This is a genomic window from Sorangium sp. So ce124, assembly GCF_051525235.1.
GTDB classification, from domain to species: Bacteria; Myxococcota_A; Polyangia; order Polyangiales; family Polyangiaceae; genus Sorangium; species Sorangium atrum.
The window spans coordinates 11,983,284-12,000,413 of record NZ_CP150312.1 but is presented as its reverse complement, the minus strand read 5'-3'; the positions used below and the strand labels follow the sequence as shown (position 1 = coordinate 12,000,413).

Annotated in this window: 16 protein-coding genes; 9 read left to right on the top strand and 7 right to left on the bottom strand. The window is 71.5% G+C overall.

The genetic code is table 11. From position 1 onward, the window contains the following. Positions 1-50: 50 nt before the first annotated feature. Positions 51-818, bottom strand: coding sequence for a hypothetical protein (locus tag WMF19_RS45065; protein ID WP_437895990.1), 768 nt, complete (start codon positions 816-818; stop codon positions 51-53). A 93-nt stretch (positions 819-911) separates the two neighbouring features. Then, positions 912-1,217: a YfhL family 4Fe-4S dicluster ferredoxin gene (locus WMF19_RS45060; RefSeq protein ID WP_012240614.1), complete on the bottom strand. Its 306-nt coding sequence runs from the start codon at positions 1,215-1,217 to the stop codon at positions 912-914. 168 nt (positions 1,218-1,385) lie between these two features. Between WMF19_RS45060 and WMF19_RS45055 the strand changes: the two genes are divergently transcribed. The 6 genes from WMF19_RS45055 (at position 1,386) to lpdA (ending at position 7,078) form a co-directional block, all read left to right on the top strand. Next, entirely contained in the window at positions 1,386-2,105 is a 720-nt protein-coding gene (locus WMF19_RS45055; RefSeq protein ID WP_437895989.1) for a hypothetical protein, read from the top strand. A gap of 53 nt (positions 2,106-2,158) precedes the next feature. Next, positions 2,159-3,187: a HEAT repeat domain-containing protein gene (locus tag WMF19_RS45050; protein WP_437895988.1), complete on the top strand. Its 1,029-nt coding sequence runs from the start codon at positions 2,159-2,161 to the stop codon at positions 3,185-3,187. After that, positions 3,184-3,795, top strand: coding sequence for a DUF4149 domain-containing protein (locus tag WMF19_RS45045; RefSeq protein ID WP_437325758.1), 612 nt, complete (start codon positions 3,184-3,186; stop codon positions 3,793-3,795). The genes WMF19_RS45050 and WMF19_RS45045 overlap by 4 nt, the downstream gene beginning before the upstream one ends. A 129-nt stretch (positions 3,796-3,924) precedes the next feature. After that, complete coding sequence (locus WMF19_RS45040) at positions 3,925-4,200, top strand: hypothetical protein (RefSeq protein ID WP_272102076.1); 276 nt, start codon at positions 3,925-3,927, stop codon at positions 4,198-4,200. A 115-nt stretch (positions 4,201-4,315) separates the two neighbouring features. Continuing rightward, complete coding sequence (locus WMF19_RS45035; RefSeq protein WP_437895987.1) at positions 4,316-5,509, top strand: thiamine pyrophosphate-dependent dehydrogenase E1 component subunit alpha; 1,194 nt, start codon at positions 4,316-4,318, stop codon at positions 5,507-5,509. Positions 5,510-5,671: 162 nt separating this feature from the next. Then, positions 5,672-7,078 (top strand): dihydrolipoyl dehydrogenase, encoded by a 1,407-nt coding sequence (lpdA, locus tag WMF19_RS45030; protein WP_437895986.1) that lies wholly within the window; start codon positions 5,672-5,674, stop codon positions 7,076-7,078. Positions 7,079-7,339: 261 nt separating this feature from the next. Here the strand turns inward: lpdA and WMF19_RS45025 are convergent, their stop codons facing one another. Further along, the gene (locus WMF19_RS45025) at positions 7,340-8,494 is read right to left on the bottom strand and encodes a bifunctional methionine sulfoxide reductase B/A protein (RefSeq protein WP_437901748.1); all 1,155 of its coding nucleotides are present in this window, start codon (positions 8,492-8,494) and stop codon (positions 7,340-7,342) included. Between the two features lie 113 nt (positions 8,495-8,607). Beyond that, positions 8,608-9,618 (bottom strand): hypothetical protein, encoded by a 1,011-nt coding sequence (locus WMF19_RS45020; RefSeq protein WP_437895985.1) that lies wholly within the window; start codon positions 9,616-9,618, stop codon positions 8,608-8,610. Between the two features lie 195 nt (positions 9,619-9,813). On the opposite strand from WMF19_RS45020, the gene gloB reads away from it, so the two are divergent. From gloB to WMF19_RS45005, 3 genes are all read left to right on the top strand, one after another. Then, entirely contained in the window at positions 9,814-10,569 is a 756-nt protein-coding gene (gloB, locus tag WMF19_RS45015) for a hydroxyacylglutathione hydrolase (RefSeq protein WP_437895984.1), read from the top strand. A 66-nt stretch (positions 10,570-10,635) separates the two neighbouring features. Then, positions 10,636-12,417, top strand: coding sequence for a 1-acyl-sn-glycerol-3-phosphate acyltransferase (locus WMF19_RS45010; RefSeq protein ID WP_437895983.1), 1,782 nt, complete (start codon positions 10,636-10,638; stop codon positions 12,415-12,417). Further along, positions 12,414-13,358, top strand: coding sequence for an NAD(P)-binding domain-containing protein (locus tag WMF19_RS45005; RefSeq protein WP_437895982.1), 945 nt, complete (start codon positions 12,414-12,416; stop codon positions 13,356-13,358). The genes WMF19_RS45010 and WMF19_RS45005 overlap by 4 nt, the downstream gene beginning before the upstream one ends. 42 nt (positions 13,359-13,400) lie before the next feature. On the opposite strand, the gene WMF19_RS45000 is transcribed toward WMF19_RS45005, so the two are convergent. The 3 genes from WMF19_RS45000 to WMF19_RS44990 all read right to left on the bottom strand — a co-directional run bounded on the left by WMF19_RS45000 (position 13,401) and on the right by WMF19_RS44990 (position 17,033). Then, on the bottom strand, positions 13,401-14,420 hold the full coding sequence (locus tag WMF19_RS45000; RefSeq protein WP_437895981.1) for a ParA family protein: 1,020 nt from the start codon (positions 14,418-14,420) through the stop codon (positions 13,401-13,403). Further along, the gene (locus tag WMF19_RS44995; protein ID WP_437895980.1) at positions 14,417-15,601 is read right to left on the bottom strand and encodes an ATP-binding protein; all 1,185 of its coding nucleotides are present in this window, start codon (positions 15,599-15,601) and stop codon (positions 14,417-14,419) included. Before WMF19_RS44995 ends, WMF19_RS45000 begins: the two co-directional genes overlap by 4 nt. A 565-nt stretch (positions 15,602-16,166) precedes the next feature. Next, positions 16,167-17,033 carry a hypothetical protein gene (locus tag WMF19_RS44990; protein WP_437895979.1) on the bottom strand — a complete coding sequence of 289 codons (867 nt, stop codon included), beginning with the start codon at positions 17,031-17,033 and terminating at the stop codon, positions 16,167-16,169. Positions 17,034-17,130: the final 97 nt, after the last annotated feature.

Genomic DNA, 17,130 nt, shown 5'->3' with positions numbered 1-17,130 from the left:
GACGTCGTGCTTGCCGACGTTGCAACGTCGTTGCGTTTGTTGCGGCCGCGTCAGAAGGTGACCGTGAGGCCGCCGCCCGGGGCGACGGTGCCCTGATCGATCGCGACCGGACTGCCGGCGATCTCGCCCTCGGCGTGGTGGTAGGTCGCGGTGGCCTCGAGCGCGACGTGCACGTGGCGGAACCCCGCGCGGATGCCCAGCACGAACCCGAGCTGGAGATGCTGGCCCGACGCGTCGACGAGCGGTCCTCGGAGCGCCGCTCCGGCGGCGGGCAGCCGCAGCTGGCCGCCGAGGAGCTCGAAGCCGAGCCGGGGACCGAACCAGACCGCGTAGAGATCCGCGTCTGACCGGAAGCCGAGCAGCAGAGGGACGTCGAGCCCCGCGCCGGGGACGTCGATCCCTTCTGCGCTGGGGCCCGGCCCGCCCGCGAGGAGCGCCGAGGCGCCGAGGCCGATCGACAGGGCCGCGTCGCCGAGCGGGAACGCGTGGCGCCCGTCGAGCCGGATGGCTCGCCCCGTGTACGTCAGCCCCGCTTCGTTCTCGCCCTCGATCCCGACGCGGGCGCTGGCCCACGGCGCGACACCCGGCGATACGGTGATCTCGGAGAGCTTTCGTCGCGCGGCGCCCTCCGCCGTCGCGGGGTCGGCGGCGCTCGCGCCTGCGTCCGCCGCTCCGGCGACGACCATGTCACCCGACAGGCCGCCGCCGAGGCGCACGGCGCCGGGACGGAGGACGTGGGCCGGGTGGAGCAGCGGACCGCTGCCATGGCAGCCCGCGCAGGCGCCCGCGAGGACCACTGCGGCCCAGCGCCGGATCACTGTGTGACCCGGGCGCCGCATTGAACCGACGGTGCCGGCGGAGGCATGGGAAGCGCGGCCGGAGAGGCGACGCGATGGTGCGCGAAGAGGCGCCTACTTGCGGAAGCGCGAGGGGTAATCGTTGGCAGCGGCCCGCTTCTTCAGCTCCCCATCGTCGGGGTGAAGCCTGACGGCCCGCGCGATGAGGACCTCCTCGGTCTCCACGATCTGCGGGTTGGGCAGGCAGCACTCGACCGGGCATACGGCCTGGCACGCTTCGTGATCATAGAAGCCGACGCACTCGGTGCAGAGCTCCGGATCGATCACGTAGATCTCGTCGCCCTCGCTGATGGCTTCGTTCGGGCATTCGGGCTCGCAGGCGCCGCAGTTGATGCAGTCTTCGGTGATGTAAGTCGCCATGGCCTTCGCTTCGTTCTCCGGGGTCACCCCGGTCCGCTCGTTTGTAGAGGCCTGACCGCAGGGTGTCAATTCGGGCGGAAGCGAGCGCCGGTTCCGGCACGGTGTCATGGGCGTCGCGGGCCTGCGCTTGCGCGCGGGCGCCCCTGCCGGTACTAAGCGGCCTCCTCGATGCTCCGCCTCACCGAGCCCGCCCTCCTGCTCGTCGTCCTTGGCGCATCCTCGCTGCTCGCCGGATGCGGTCCCCAGATCGGCGATCCGTGCACCTCGTCGCTCGATTGCGTGCAGGCAGAGCAGCAGCTCCTCTGCGATGGGACGCAGCCTGGCGGCTACTGCACGGTCTTCAACTGCGAGCCGGACGGCTGCTCCGGGAGCAGCGTCTGTGTCGCGTTCAACCCGGTGATCGATCCGGCGTGCAGCGAGCTCGAGAACGTCCGCTGGCCGCGCTTCGAGCGCACGTTCTGCATGGCCACCTGCGATGAGGACGACGACTGCCGCAGCGGCTACTCGTGCGTCGCGCTGGGCAAGATCCAGGATGCCGCAGGAATCGCGCCGGGCGAGCGCAACGCCGCGATCGTCGACGCCAGGCCGGAAGGCTCGAAGGCCTGCCTGCCGAACCCGCCGTCCGCGTCGAGCGCCGCCAGCGAGCCGCCGGGCGGCGTCGAGAGCGAGCCTGGGGTGTGCAGGGCCGCTCCTGAACAAGACGAGTGGCCCCCCTACACGCCGGATGCCTCGGGCGCAGGAGGCGCCGGCGGCGCTGGAGGGTCGGGTGGCGCGGGAGGCGCCGGCGGCTCGGAGGGCGAAGGCGGCGGCTCGGGTGGCGAAGGGGGCGCTGGCGGCTCGGGCGGCGCTGGCGGTTCGGGCGGCGCTGGCGGTTCGGGCGGCGGCTGAGCGCCGCTCGGTGCGGTCCGGCTTTGCGCGTCGACCGTGCTAGCGTTGGCCGCGTGTTCGGACCGGCCCCCGCGAAAAGGACGCTCGAGGCTGCGCTGCGCGACGTCGCTTCGCAGAAGCCGGCCGTGCGCGCGGAGGCCGTGGGCGACCTCGTCCCGTATGCCGCGACGGCACGGGAGCAGGTCGTGCGCGCGATCGAGGGCGCGCTGCGCGTCGATGAGCACGCGGCGGTCCGCGCGGCAGCGGCCATCGCCCTCGCCGACACGAAGGCCGTCGAGGCGCTCCCCGCCCTGCTCCTCGCCGTCGAGGACGTGGATCCCTACGTCCGGCAGATGGCGATCACGGCGCTCGGTGAGATCGGGGACATGCGGGCCACGGGCCGGCTCCGGCGCGCCCTCTCGGACGAGCGGCCCGAGGTGCGGTTCCAGGCGGTGATCGCGTTCCCGCGCGTCTGCGCCCAGCAGGCCGACGCGATCGAGGCCGTCATGCAGGCCACCCACGACGACGACCCGCTCGTCTGCCACATCGCGCTGCGGATGTTCGAGGAGCTGGGGGAGTCCGGCGGTGAGCTGCCTCCGCTTGGCATGGCGCGGGCACGCGCGCTGCTCGGCCACGCGTCCCCGCTCGTCCGGGCAGCGGCGGCGGTCGTCACCGCGCGCTTCGGCGATCCGGTGGGCCACCCCGTGCTCGCCGAGATCGTGGGAGGAAAGCTCCAAGGGGTCGATCACGAGGACGAGGCCGCGGCCATCGAGCTCTGCGGCGAGCTCGGCCTCGCCGCTTCCCGGAGCGCCCTTGAGCGGCGCGCGTTCGGGCTCAAGCTCGGCTTCGGTCGCGATCCGCTGCGCTGGCACGCGCGCGTCGCGCTCGCGCGGATGGGCCACGAGCGGGCCATCCGCGAGATCCTCAGCGAGCTCGGCGCGTGGGACCGCCACCGGCGCACGCTCGCCGTCGCGGCCGCCGGTCGCGCCCGCCTCTCGGCTGCCCGCGCCGCGATCGCGGCGATGCGGGGAGACGAGCGGAAGGCCGATCAGGGGGCCGTCGAGGAGGCGCTCGCCGTCCTCGCTTCCGAGGTGGATGCATGAACGATGAAGCCCAGTTCAGCGAGGCGGACCTCGCCCCGAGCCCCGAAGAGCGCGCCGCGTCGCGCCGCTCCCTCATCGATCGCGTGGCCGCGAGCGTGGCCGCGCTCGCGGCGGGGGCCTGGGTCGGCGGCATCGTGGCGCTGGGCGCCTGCGCTGCCCCGTTCGTCTTCCGGCTCGCCCCGGCCCCCTTCTCCGGTGACGCGATGAGCGCGGCGTTCGCCCGCTTCGATCAATTCGCGCTCGGCGCCGCGGTGATCCTCCTCGGCGCCGAGGTGGCCCGCACCTGGGCCGCGTACCGCCAGGGCGCGGGCCGCGCGGCGCGCGTGCGCCGGGTCGTCGCCATGGTGCTGGCCGGGTGCGCCGCGTACGTCGGCCTGGCGCTGACCCCCCGCATCGCGGCGCTCCACCGCGAGGGCGTCCAGCGCGGCGAGGGGGAGCTCGGCATGGAGCTCGAGCGCGTCCATCGCCGCGCCGAGCTCGTGAGCAAGTCGGAGGTGTTCCTCGGCGCGAGCCTCGTCCTGCTGCACGTCTTCACGCTCGGCGCCCGCCGCCCCGAGCAGGACGACGACGAGGAAGCGGCCGCCCCGCTGCCGCCCGGCCCGCGGTGACGACGCCGGGGGCGTCCCACCTGCGCCGTCGTCTCGGGCGTGGGCGCGAGCGCGACGATCGAGGCTCCGCGGGGCGCGACGGTCGCGCGCGCGCCGCCGCGCATCGCGCCCACGATACGGAGGGATCGGATGCCGCGTGACAACAAGCTCTATAGCGGCTTCGTCAACCACGATTACATCATCACCTTCTCGATCGCCGACGAGGCGAACCGGGCGCGCCTCGTCGCGCTCTGCGCCGGACCGTGGCAGGGCGACGAGGTCACGCCCGACACCTGGGAAGTGTCGAACACGCTGAGCCCCGATCAGATGGAGCGCGCCATCCTCGATCTGATGGGCGACGCGGACCGCGCCGCTTACTACTACCTTTCGGACAGCAAGCGGATGTTCCGCGTCCTGCTCGGCTGAGCTCGTGCGCGAGGGATGTGAGCCGCTTCGCTCGGGCATGCTGCAGGGCGCGGGAGGGGCGTCGCCGCGGGCCGAAGGGGCCACGAGCGCCGTCATTTCGCGGTATGGTCCGGTCATGAGCGAGCTGGAAGCCACGCCGCCCGGCGCCTCCGCGAGGTCCGCCGCCGACGCCCCTCCACCTCACGCGCCCACGTCGCGACCAGGGGAGGGGAGCGACGAGGGCTTGCTCAGCGTCCTCCGGGACGACGGAACCCTGGATCCCGCGACCGACCCCTGCCTGAGCGACGCGCTGCTGCTGCGCGCGTACCGCGAGATCAAGCGCCTCAGGCTGCTCGACGCGCGCATGCTCCTGCTCCAGCGGCAGGGGCGGGTCGGCTTCTACGGCGCGTGCACCGGCCAGGAAGCGACGCCGATCGCCACCGCGCTCGCGGTCGAGCCCACGGACTGGATCTTCCCCGCGCTGCGCGAGAGCGTGATGATGCTTGTGCGCGGCTTCCCGCTCCGCACCTATGTGGCCCAGGTGTTCGGCAACGCGGGCGACCTCCTCCAGGGGCGCCAGATGCCGTCGCACATGAGCGGGCGGCAGGTGAACCAGGTGTCCTGGTCGAGCTGCATCGGCCCGCAGCTCCCGCAGGCGGTCGGCGCCGCGTGGGCCGCGAAGCTGCGGCGCGACAGCACCGTGGTGGTGGGGTTCATGGGCGACGGCGCGACGAGCGAGCCCGATTTCCACAGCGCGATGAACTTCGCGGCGGTCTTCAAGGCGCCGTGCGTCATGATCTGCCAGAACAACCACTGGGCCATCAGCGTGCCGACGGACCGGCAGACGGCCTCGAGGACGATCGCCCTCAAGGGGCGCGCGTACGGCGTCCCGTCGGTGCGGGTCGACGGCAACGACGTCATCGCCGTCTACCGCGCCGTCTCCGAGGCGGTCGCGCGGGCTCGTGGCGGCGGCGGCCCCAGCTTCATCGAGGCGCTCACCTACCGCGTCGGCGCGCACTCCTCGAGCGACGACCCGAGCCGCTACCGGTCGCAGGAGGAGGTCGATCGCTGGACGGCGCGCGACCCGCTGCTGCGCCTCGGGCGCCACCTCGCCGGCCGCGGGCTCCTCGACGACGCCGCGGAGTCCTCCCTCGAGGCGGAGCTCAACGCCGAGATCGCCGCCGCCGTCGCCGAGGTCGAGGCGATGGGACCGCCTGCCCGAGAGACGCTGTTCGACGACGTCTACGCCGAGCTGCCCTGGCACCTGCGCGACCAGCGCGCAGAGCTGCTGCGCTCCCCGAAAGCGCCGGCGCACGGCGGCGGGCGCTGACCTCGGGGAGGGATTTCCCCTCGCTGCGAGGTCGTGTAAGCCCCCGGGCACCCAGGGACGGCTCGCGGGTGCGGGCGCGGCCTCAGGGCTGTCGGCGAGGGGCTTGCCTGACGAACCCCGGCGCCCCTAGTTCCAGTCTTCGAAGCGCACAAAAGGACAAGGATGAAGACCTACGACGCAATCGTGATCGGAGCCGGCCCCGGCGGTTACCCCTGCGCCATCCGGCTCGCTCAGCTCAAGCAGAAGGTGCTCTGCATCGAGAAGGAGAACGTCGGCGGCGTCTGCCTCAACTGGGGGTGTATCCCCTCCAAGGCGCTGATCTCCGCCGCGCATCTCTACGAGAAGTCGCAGGCCGGCGCCGCGATGGGCATCAAGGTCAGCGGCGTCGAGCTCGACGCCAACAAGATGCAGGACTGGAAAGAAGGTATCGTCAAGAAGCTCACCGGCGGCGTCGGCTCGCTGCTCAAGGGCAACGGCGCCGACGTGGTGAACGGCACCGCCACGGTCGTTGGGCCGAAGCGCGTGGACGTGACCCGGGCGGACGGCTCGGTGGAGCAGTTCGAGGCGACCAAGGCGATCGTGATCGCGACCGGCTCGACGACCATCGAGATCCCGACGTTCAAGTTCGACGGCGACACGATCATCGGCGCGAAGGAGGCGGTCAGCCTGCGCCGCGTCCCGAAGCGGCTGATGGTGATCGGCGGCGGCGTCATCGGCCTCGAGCTCGGCATGGTCTACCAGGCGTTCGGCGCCGAGCTCATCGTCGTCGAGGCGCTGCCGGAGCTGCTCACGGGCGTCGACCCCGACTGCACCAAGGTCGTCGAGCGCAAGATCCTGAAGCGCGGCGGCACGATCCACAAGAACGCCAAGGCGCTCGGGTACGAGAAGCAGAAGGACGGCTCGGTCGGGGTGAAGATCCAGGCCGAGGGCAAGGAGCAGACGATCGTGGTCGACACCGTGCTCGTCGCCGTCGGCATGCGGCCGAGCAGCAAGGGGCTCGGCCTCGAGAAGGTCGGCGTCACGGTCGATCAGCGCGGGTTCGTCCCGACGGACAAGTTCTGCCGCACCAACGTGCCGTCGATCTACGCCATCGGCGACGTCAGCGGGCCGCCCCTGCTTGCGCATAAGGCGACGAAGGAGGGCGAGATCGCCGCCGAGGTCATCGCGGGGCACAAGGCCGAGAAGGACTGGGTCGCGATCCCGGGCGCGATCTTCACGGATCCGGAGATCGCCACGGTGGGGCTCACCGAGGCGGAGGCGAAGGCGAAGGGCCTCGAGGTCAGCATCGGCAAGTTCCCGTTCTCGGTGCTCGGCAAGGCCATGGCCATGAACGAGACCGAGGGCTTCGTGAAGATCGTCGCCGACAAGAAGACGAAGCAGGTGCTCGGCGTCCACATCGTCGGGCCGGAGGCCAGCACCATGATCAGCGAGGCGTCCCTCTCGCTCGAGATGGCGGCCTTCCTCGAGGATCTCTCGCTCACGATCCACCCCCACCCGACCCTCGGCGAGTCGCTGATGGAAGCCGCCGCCCACGCCATGGGCGCCGCCATCCACATCGCCAACCGCTAGAGCGACGGTCACCCGCTTCGGATACGGGCCCACCTCGACGTTTTCGGTGCTCAGCGCACTGGAGTGCGCTTGCGCGCCGAAAACGCCGATCTAGGCCCGTCTCCTGTGCGGGAGACCGCCGCTCTGCTCGGCATGAGCAGAGGCGGGCGGGAATCGCTGTCGCGCTCCGGATCGCTCGAAAGTTTCACGGAGGCGCGGAGTTCTCAGCCTTCCCGCCGGCCCTCGATTTTTCGCCGATTCTTGACGCGATGGCGGTCTACGTCAGTCGCGCATGAAATGGCACGTATACCCGGCCGGGTACTTCTCCAGGTACTTCTGGTGGTACTCCTCGGCGCGCGTGAACGGGCCGGCTTCCACGATCTCGGTGACGAGCGGAGCGCGCCACTTGCCGCTCTTGTCGACGCGCGCCTTCACCTCCTCGGCGATGCGGCGCTGCTCGGGCGTCGTGACGAAGATCGCTGAGCGGTACTGCGTCCCGACGTCGTTGCCCTGGCGGTTCCGCGTCGTCGGATCGTGCATGCGGAAGAACCACTTCTCGAGCAGCTCGGCATAGGACAGCTTCGCGGGATCGAAGACGATGCGCACCGACTCGGCGTGGCCCGTCGATCCGGTCTTCACGTCCTCGTAGGTCGGCGCCTTCGTCCGGCCGCCGGCATAACCGACCTCCGTCTCGAGGACACCGGGGATCTGCCGGAGGAGCTCTTCCATCCCCCAGAAGCAGCCGCCCGCCAGGACGGCCGTCTCCAGCGTCGTCTGGCACCCAGGCGCCTCGCCAGGCGCCGGGACGGCGCAGGCGTTCGCGCTCGCTTGCTCCCGAGGCGCGCCGCCGCGGCCCTCGAACAGCGCCCGATAGGCGCCGTAACCCTCCGCCTCGAGGCGAGCCAGCGGGATGAACCGGAGGGACGCGGAGTTGATGCAGTAGCGCAGCCCGTCGGGCCCGGGCCCGTCCTCGAAGACGTGCCCGAGGTGCGAGTTGCCGGCCTTGGAGCGCACCTCCGTTCGGACCATCCCGTGGCCCCTGTCCGAGCGCTCCACGACCCGCTCCGGCTCGACGGGGCGCGTGAAGCTCGGCCAGCCGGTGCCCGAGTCGAACTTGTCGAGCGACGTGAAGAGCGGCTCGCCGCTCGCGACATCCACGTAGAGGCCCGCCTCGTGGTTGTCCCAGAAGGCGTTGCGGAACGGCGGTTCGGTCGCGTCCCGCTGGGTGACCTCGTATGCGAGCGGCGTGAGCTGCTTGCGCAGCTCCTCATCCGACGGTTTGCGATAGCTTCTGTCCGACATCGTCACAGCCTCCTTGGACCCCGGAATCACCTTGCTCGCCCTCCCTGCATCGCCGGCGCGAAAACACGCGAACACGGCGGCGCACGCGATGAGGACGAGCGCGAAGAGAAGACCAGCAGCGCGGAGCCGTTTCATCATCCACCTGGCCTGTCGAGGGTAGCGCACCTAACCCTCCTACGCCCCGCGGCGCCGCTGGTTTCGCCCGGCGAGCGCGGCCCGCGCAGCCTCGCGCGGCGCCGGCCTCGGCGCTACGGGCCGCCGCTCTCGAGTGAGGCGTCGCTCTCGCCGGCGCCCCGCTCGAAGCACTCGGCAGGGATCTCGCGCGCGCGGCGGACGAGGCGGGTCGCCCCGATGAACGCCGACGTGACCGGATCGTAGTAGCCGCTCGCCCCGTGCAGGCCCGGAACCGCGCGCTGGTAGTGGCGCGCGACCCGCTCCATGAGCGCCTCGCGGACGTACTTGCCCACCATCGACGCCATCGCGACGCACAGATCCGAGGCGTCGCTATCGCGGACGAACGCGATCTCGCCGAGGCCGGGGAAGCGGTAGGCGCTGCGGGCGCGGCTCTCCTCGAGCACGACGTGCATCCTCCCCGCGAGCGGGCCGAACACGGAGCCGTACTTGCCGAAGCCGCCGACCTTGCCGCACACCGCGAACACCTCCGCGCCCGCGAGGCCGCGGAGCTCCAGGACGAGGCGCTCCATCGCGTGGAGATCGAGCACGAACCTGTTCTTCCCGGCGCGCGCCCCGTCGTTCATCCGCTTCGCGCAGAGCAGCACCGAGCGCACGGCGACGACCTCGACCCCCTTCCCCGACAGCTTGTCGAGGTCCTTGCCGACCGCGCCGAGCAGCTCGTCGGGCGCGGTGAACGCCTCGCCCTCCGCCGACCAGCACTGCTCCTCGACGTGGCCAGGGCAGAGCGCGCGGAGCGCGGGGCGATCGTCGAGCGCGACGGCGTGGAGCAGCTCGTCCACCGACGACGCGCCGCTGGCCGTCCCGTCGCGGCCGCGGCCGCAGCCGCGCGCGACCAGCGCGCGAGCCCAGGCCTCGCCGAGCGAGACATCCCCGTGCGCAACGAGCTGCTTCGAGTCGCCGAGCCGCTGGGCGAGCGCGCCGCGAGGGGCGCGGCCGGCGACCTGCCAGCCCGCCTCCGTGACGCGCGTGAGGACCGCCGTCACCACCATCGGACCGAGCCGCGGGCCCAGCCCGTTCTCATCGACGCCGATGCGGTAGCGGACGGAGGGCTCGGCGGACGTCATGCACGGCCCCTCTGCCACACCACGGCGCCCGCGTCACCGCGCGGATCTCCGCCAGGCCACCCGCCGTCCCGCTCGGGACCACTTGCCGGTTCGGTCCAAAAATTCTCAAACTTTCTCGAGCTCATGCGCGATCCGCCGCGCAGCGCGCACCTTTTCCCCGGCTCCCGCCGGGGGCGCCGCTATAGTCGACGCCTCATGCGCATCCTCCCCGTGCCCTGCCTCAGCGACAACTACGCGTACCTCGTGGCCGCGGACGGGCGGCGCGAGGCGATCGTCATCGATCCCTCGGAGGCCCAGCCGATCATCGCGGCGCTCGAGCGCGAGAAGCTCAGTCTGGTCGCCATCGTCAACACGCACCACCACCACGATCACGTCGGCGGCAACGAGGCGCTCCGCGAGCGTTACGGCGACCTCCCGGTCTATGCGCACTCGAGCGACGTCGGGCGCGTCCCCGCGCAGACGGAGCGGGTCGAGGAGGGCACGCCGGTCCAGGTCGCCGGCCTCACGCTCCAGCCGTTGCACGTCCCCGGCCACACGCTCGGCGCCGTCTCGTATTGCGTCGAGGACGTTGTGTTCACCGGAGACACGCTCTTCATCGCCGGATGTGGCCGCATGTTCGAGGGGACGCCGGAGGTGATGCACGCCTCGCTCTCCAAGCTCGCGGCGCTCCCGGCGCACACGCGCGTCTTCTGCGGTCATGAGTACACCGTGAACAACCTTCGTTTCGCCGAGACGGTCGAGCCCGAGAACGAGGCTGTCCGCAAGAAGCTCGCGGCTGCCCGTGCGGCGCGGGAGCGCGGCGAGCCCACGGTCGGGAGCACGATGGCCGACGAGCTCGCGACGAACCCGTTCCTGCGCTGCGGCGAGCCGAGTTTGCAGGCGCGCTTCCCGGGGGCCACGCCGTCCGACGTGTTCGCCGCCGTGCGTCGCGCGAAGGACGATTACCGCTGACTTTCGACGTCGCGCGCGGCCGTATTCCGCTCGCGCCCGCCGTCCGATTTCTATACGACTAGGCCCATGGACTCCCGCGCTCCCATCTTCGGGTTCAACGACGCGCGCGACGAGATCGTGCGCACCGTGGTCGACCGGGTCGTCGGCTCCACGAGGGATCCGCTGCTCGCCATGAACGAGGCGGCGTATCAGGAGGCGAAGCGGCTCGAGGGGTCCCGGAAGCCGCAGGACATCCGCGAGCTCGCCGAGTGGCAGCGGCTCGCCCGCTCGCTCGGCCGCATGCATGACGGCGAGCGCCGCCGCCGCCTGCGGGAGCTCTCGGAGGAGTACGCGTGGGACATCGCGGGGAACTTCGACCGGCGTGTCTACCAGCTGTCGTCGCGGCTCCTGCCGCCGGTCGTCAGCGCCCTGCTCGCGCCGCGCAAGCTCATGACGGTGGTCCGCGACCCGCTCAAGCTCGTCAGCCTCGAGCTCCTGGCCGACCGGGTGCTCGTGGAGGGCCCGCTCGCGAAGCTCCGCTCGCTCGTGCAGCGCGGCACGGCCGTCTACGTCCCGACCCACATGTCGAACATGGACTCGATCGTGTTCGGCTATGCCCTCGAGCGCGCCGGCCTGCCGCCCGCCACGTACGGCGCCGGCAAGAACCTGTTCACGAACCCGGTCCTCTCGTTCTTCATGCACAACCTCGGCGCCTACCGCGTCGACCGGCGCATCCGGCACAACCTCTACAAGGACGTGCTGAAGACGTACTCGGGCGTGCTCCTGGAGCGCGGCTACCACTCGCTGTTCTTCCCGGGGGGCACGCGGTCCCGCTCGGGCGGCGTGGAGCGGAAGCTCAAGCTGGGCCTGGTCGGCAGCGCGTTCGAGGCCTACACGCGGACGCTCCAGAGCGGCCACGAGCGCCGCGTCTTCTTCGTCCCGGCCACGATCAACTACCTCATCACGCTCGAGGCCGAGACGCTGATCGCCGATTTCCTCTCCGAGGCCGGCAAGGGCCGCTTCATCATCGAGGACGACGAGTCGAGCCGCATCGGCCGGATCGCCTCGTTCCTGCGCAAGCTCCTCGCGATGAACGCCGCGGTGGTCATCCGCTTCTCCGAGCCGCTCGATCCGTTCGGCAACCGGGTGGACGAGCTCGGCCGCTCGTTCGACGCGCGCGGTCGCGAGGTCGATCCGGCGAGCTACGTGAAGGATCAGGCCGGCAAGGCGGTCATCGACGCGGCGCGCGACGCCCAGTACGCGCGCGAGCTCGGTGAGGAGATCTGCCGGGCGTACGCGCGCGACACGGTCGTGATGGCGACGCACGTCGTCGCGGCGGCGAGCTTCGCCCGGCTCCGCAGCCAGGCGCCCGCCGCGGATCTCTTCACGGTGCTCCGGCAGCGCGACGTGATCACGGTGCCGCGCGACGACCTCGCGGCCGACGTGGTGGCCCTCTGCGATCGGCTGCGCGCGCTCGAGCAGCGGGGGTGCATCGTGCTGGGGGAGGACGTCCGGCTCGGCTCGGGCGGGGACATCGTCGAGCGCGCGATGCGCGCCTTCGCGGGCTACCACTCGTCGCCGGTGCTCGACTCGCGGCCCGACGGCATCGCGCTCTGCGACACCAACCTGCTCTTCTACTACCAGAACCGCCTCGCCGCCCACGGCGTGGCGTGGGACGTCATCGCCCCGCCCGGCGTCCCTTCCGGCCTGCAGGTCCAGCCGCCGCTCCCGCCGCTCGATCCCGCCTCGTCGCCGCCGCCCCTGGAGGAGCCGCGGGGCTCGGCCTCGTCGACCTCGTCTGCTTCGTCTCGCGCGGGCGAGGCGGACGCGCACGTGGGCTCGATGAACGGCGCCGGGGGTGGCCAGTGAGCGCCCCGGGGAGCGCGCTTCCGGCGCCTTCGGTGGGGGTCATCGGCGGCGGTTTCTGGGGCGTGGCGCTGGCGCTCGCGGCGAGCCGCACCGGCGCGGAGGTCCTCCTGTACTCCCGCCGCGAGCAGCCGCAGCTCCAAGGCGGCCCGCGGATCGTGCGCGACCACGCGGAGGTCGCCCGGGCGCGGCTGCTCGTGATCGCGGTGCCGTCGAACGCGGCCCGGACGGCGCTGCGCGCGCTCGGCGATCACATGGACGGCTCGCACCTCGTGATCCACGGCGTTCGTGGCCTCGAGGGCGAGGCGCTGAAGACCGTCTCGGACCTGGTGCGCGAGGAGACCCCGGCGCGCCGGGTGGGCGCGCTGGGCGGCCCGGTGCAGGAAGACGAGCTCCGGGAGGGCCGCCCTTCGGCGATGGTGTGCGGCTCGCGCTTCCCGGAGGTCCACGCCGCGGTGACGGCGGCGTTCCAGTCGGACGCGCTCCGCGTCTACACGACGCCCGATCTCCAGGGCCTGGAGTGGGCGTCGGCGCTGGTCGGCTGCCTCGCCGTCGGCGTCGGCTTCGCCGAGCAGGCGGGCGCGGGGCCGGGGTTGCTCGCCGCGCTCATCTCGAGGGCGGTCGACAGCGCGGCCCGCATCGCCGCCGCGGCGGGCGCGGAGGAGCGGACGATGCTGGGGCTCGGCGGCTACGGCGACCTGCTCGCCTCGATCCGGCTCGAGGGCCGCCCCGAGGTGCTGCTCGGCAAGGCGCTCGCACGCGGCAGGACGCTCGACGAGGCGGTCGCTGAGGCCAGGCTGCGGGTGGAGGCGATCCCGCTGATCCCGCGCGTCGTGGCGTTCGCGAAGGCGCGGAAGGTGGATGCGGGGGTGTTCGAGGCGCTCGAGACGATCCTGAAGGGCGGCGCGCCGAGGGCGGTGCTCGATCGGATGTTCGCGGCGTGAGCGACTCGCCTCAGGGATGACGGCGTCTCCGGGCGGGGGAGCTCACGCTGCGCGCGAGGTCAGCGGGATGCCAGCGCCGGCGGCGATGCGACGAGCTAGCGCCTCGAAATCGCGCCTGCAGTCCTGGACAGCCGCGGCGTGGCTGCCGATGGCGCCGTCGGCGGGCTTGAGCAGGAACATCGGCTTCCGCGCCTCCTGCGCCATGGGCATGAGGCTGCGGTAGTGCCGAATCGTCGCGAGCAGGTGCGGATCCGGGCTGGGCGCGTCTCCTTCCTCATTGAGGAGCGCCTGGCGATAGACCTTCGGAATCTTGTCGATCCATCGCTGGTACGCCTTCACGGGATGACCCTCACGTGCTGCATGCTGGAGGATGACGTACCCAATGGGGTGCATCTCGCCTCTGGGAACGGAGAGCTCCGCGGGGCGCGCCTCGTTGTCGAGGCGCTTCTTCCAGCCGCGCCGCCACTGCGCGAGCGTCGGTCCCAGGTTGCGCAGCCCCTGGAGGGAGAAGACGTCGGCGCCGAGCGGCACGACGACGAGATCCGAGGCGACGAGCGCAGCGCGATTGAGGGCGCCGAGGTTCGGACCTACGTCGACCAAGACGAGCTCTGCCTCCGCCTGCGCCGCTGCGCGCTCCATGATCCGGTGGAAGGCGCTCATCACCCGGAACGCGTCTGGCGCCTCGCCCCGGCTATCGCTCAGGCACTTGTTCCACGCCTCGGCGAGTCGGTCCTCGAAGAGGCTGAGGCCGAGGTCGCCTGGGACGAGCGAGAGCGCGCTCCACAGATTGCTGTCCACGAGCTCCACGTGCGGTTGCGCGAGATCGCCGATGTGATCCATGAGCGGCTGGATCGCGCCAAGGATCGTGTGCGGGTGCTCATGGTTCGGCCAGAGCTGCTCGAGCCGATCGACGGGCAGAAATGCCGTCGTCAGGTTGGATTGAGGGTCGAGGTCGACGGCGACGACGCGCTCGCCGAGCTCGTGGTACATCCACGCGAGGTGATAGACGAGGGACGTCTTCCCGACTCCCCCCTTGTTGTTGAAGAACGCGATGGTCTTCACGGGCGCCTCTGCACCACGGCGAGAAAGCGGTTGTATGTGGGCTCGAAGGTCGCCGGTGGAGAGCCGTTCGCGGCCAGCTGAGCCTGCGCGAGCGCGATGCCGCGCCCGAACCGGTTCACGAAGCCCAGCACCTTCGCGGCCTCGGCGAGGACGGGGTTGCGGTAGGCGGTGCCGTGCGGGAACTGCTCAGGCGTGAGATCGGGGTAGAGCCCGCCCGGGCTCAGGATCTCGAGGCGGTCCGCGAAGTGATTGACCATCACCTGCGTGGTCGATCCATCGTAATTGCGGTGGATGACCGCGTTCATGAGCAGCTCATGGAGCGCCCGTCGCGGGTAATCGTACACGGTCCGGTCTCCCCCCTCGTCGAGCGCGACCGGACGGGCACCCTCGATCTCGGCCGCCAGCTCGTCGAGGCCTCGCATCACGCTCAGCAGGTCGCCCGAGAAGCGTCGCTCTTTGAGGACATCCGTGGCCTGCGTCGTGCCGTCGTACCGGACGTACTGCACGTAGCCGCCTGGCAGGAAATAGAGCGGATCCTTGGCGAAGAGCAGGACCCCGGCGTTCGTGGGGCAGCCTGCCCGCGGGTCGAAGAAGCGCAGGGCAGCGAGCTGCTGCTCCGGGGTGCGGTGGTTCTCCTCGATCACCTCGGGCGCGACGGCGTACAGGCGATAGCTCAGCGTGAAGAGGTCGAGCGACAAGTCGGACAGCGAGGCCTCGCGGCAAGGGCGCGCGTCCCAGGTCCGGGCCAGCGTCGTCCTGCGCTCGGCGAGGACACGCTCGTCCTGCTCGCTGGCGATGGCCTTGCGCGGGCCGCCGCGGATCCAGATGCGGCCTCGATAGCGGACAGGAGGCAGATCGGAGGGGAGCACCTCCACGACTGCCATGTCACCTCCGCCGAGGGACCACTTCTGCACGGTCATGACCGGAAGCGGCTGGATATTGCCGTCCGATCGGAAGGCCGCCAGGGTCTGGAGCAGGCGGTCGTCGATGACGAGGTTGGAGGGCGTCCCGTCGTCGTTCGCGCCGATGAACAGGTAGCCCGGCTTGCGGTGGCCAGGTAGATCGTTGGCGAACGCGCAGATCGCCTGACCGATCTTGTCCGCGTCTTTCGCCGACTGGGTGCGTTCGACCCGATCGGACTCGATGTCCTGGAGCATCGCTTCCAGATCTTCCCGTCTCATGGGGTGCATCAGCTCCGAGGACCGAAGCGCCTGCAGGGAGGTGAGGGAGCGCTCCGCGGGCAGTATGTCCCGGGACGGGGCGCGGAACAACGCTGCCGGCTGCCGAGGAGCACGGTCGGCAGGGCGTGCTGGTGGCACTTGGACGATCCCCGCAGGAAAGCTTACGGCGGCGTGCGTTCAGCAGATGTTCACGGCGCGGAGCGGTCGCGCATGAGCGACCGCCGCGGCGCTTCTCTCCGATGAGGTGCTCATCGCACTGTCATCTCAGCGGCGGCGGGGCGGTCGGACCGCCGTTCCGGCAACGATATCGATGCCCGGGAGGCGGTCGGACCGCCGTTCCGGCAACGATATCGATGCCCGGGAGGCGGTCGGACCGCCGTTCCGGCATCGATGCTCGATCCCGTGAGGCGGTCGGAGCGCCTTCTGAACAGCGATCCTGACAGCAGCGGGGCGATCGGAGCGCCCTGGCGGCGTTGCGATCTCCTCTGCAGCGGCGGTCCGACCGCTCAAAGAGCGTGCTTTCGGTGGGATTGGACCGGTCGGACCGGTCGGCGCGTACGCCGCGCTACTCCTCCGGCGCGCCGCCCCCTTCCGCGCCCGGCCCGCTCTCGTCCGCGGGCTCTCCCTCCCCCCTCTCGTCCGCTGCCTCCTCCTTCGCCGGCCCCGCGCGCCGCGCGCCGCCACGGCTCGCGAAGAGCGACGGCGCGATCGCATCGTGGTCCCCCTCGGCCCAGCGCAGGTACGTGACCCCGCGGCGGCACTGGTCGTACGCCCGCACGAGCAGCGTGAACGCCCGCGCTCGCCGATCCGCCGGGTCGGCGGCCCTGGGCGTCGGGAGCCCCGGCTGGTTGCGGGCGCCGAGGGCCACGAGCAGCTCCGGGCCGAGCTTCGAGGCGCGCTCGACGTCCGCCCACTCCACCGTCGTCCTGTTCTTCACGGCGTCCCACGCCTCGCCGAACAGCGCGCCCAGCGCGACCAGATCGTTGGCCGTGTCGAGGTGGCCGTTGCCGCTCCGGATCTCCGCGACGCGGTCGGCGTCGACGTAGCCCTTGTGCGCGAGCGCCTCCGCCGCCACGAGCAGGTCGGCGCGCAGCGCGGACGCCTCGTCGAGGAGCGGCTTCAGCCCGTCCTGGCCCGGACCGGCGGGCAGCGCGAGGAGGTGCGCGTACCAGGCGCCGAGCGCGTAGCTCATCAGCTTGTCTAGCGCCTCGATCGGGAACCTGGGCAGCTCGTCCACGAAGCGCGCGCGCAGCGCCTTGAGGTGCGGGACGGCGCCCACGGCGACGGCGACCGCGCGCGGGATGTCGACGTTGATGGGGACGACCTTCTCGACGCGCTCGAGCTCGGGCTCGATCTGCGCAAACGCCTCGGCAGCTTCGTTCGGCGCGCTCGGCTTGGCCGGCGCTGACTTCTTTTGTCTCGGTCTCGCCACGATTCCTCCCTTGCGGCCGGGATGGCTGCCCGCTGAATGCGGACATGGGCTATCCGTGCGAACAGCCCAGCGTCATCTCGGCCATCGGGCATCCTAT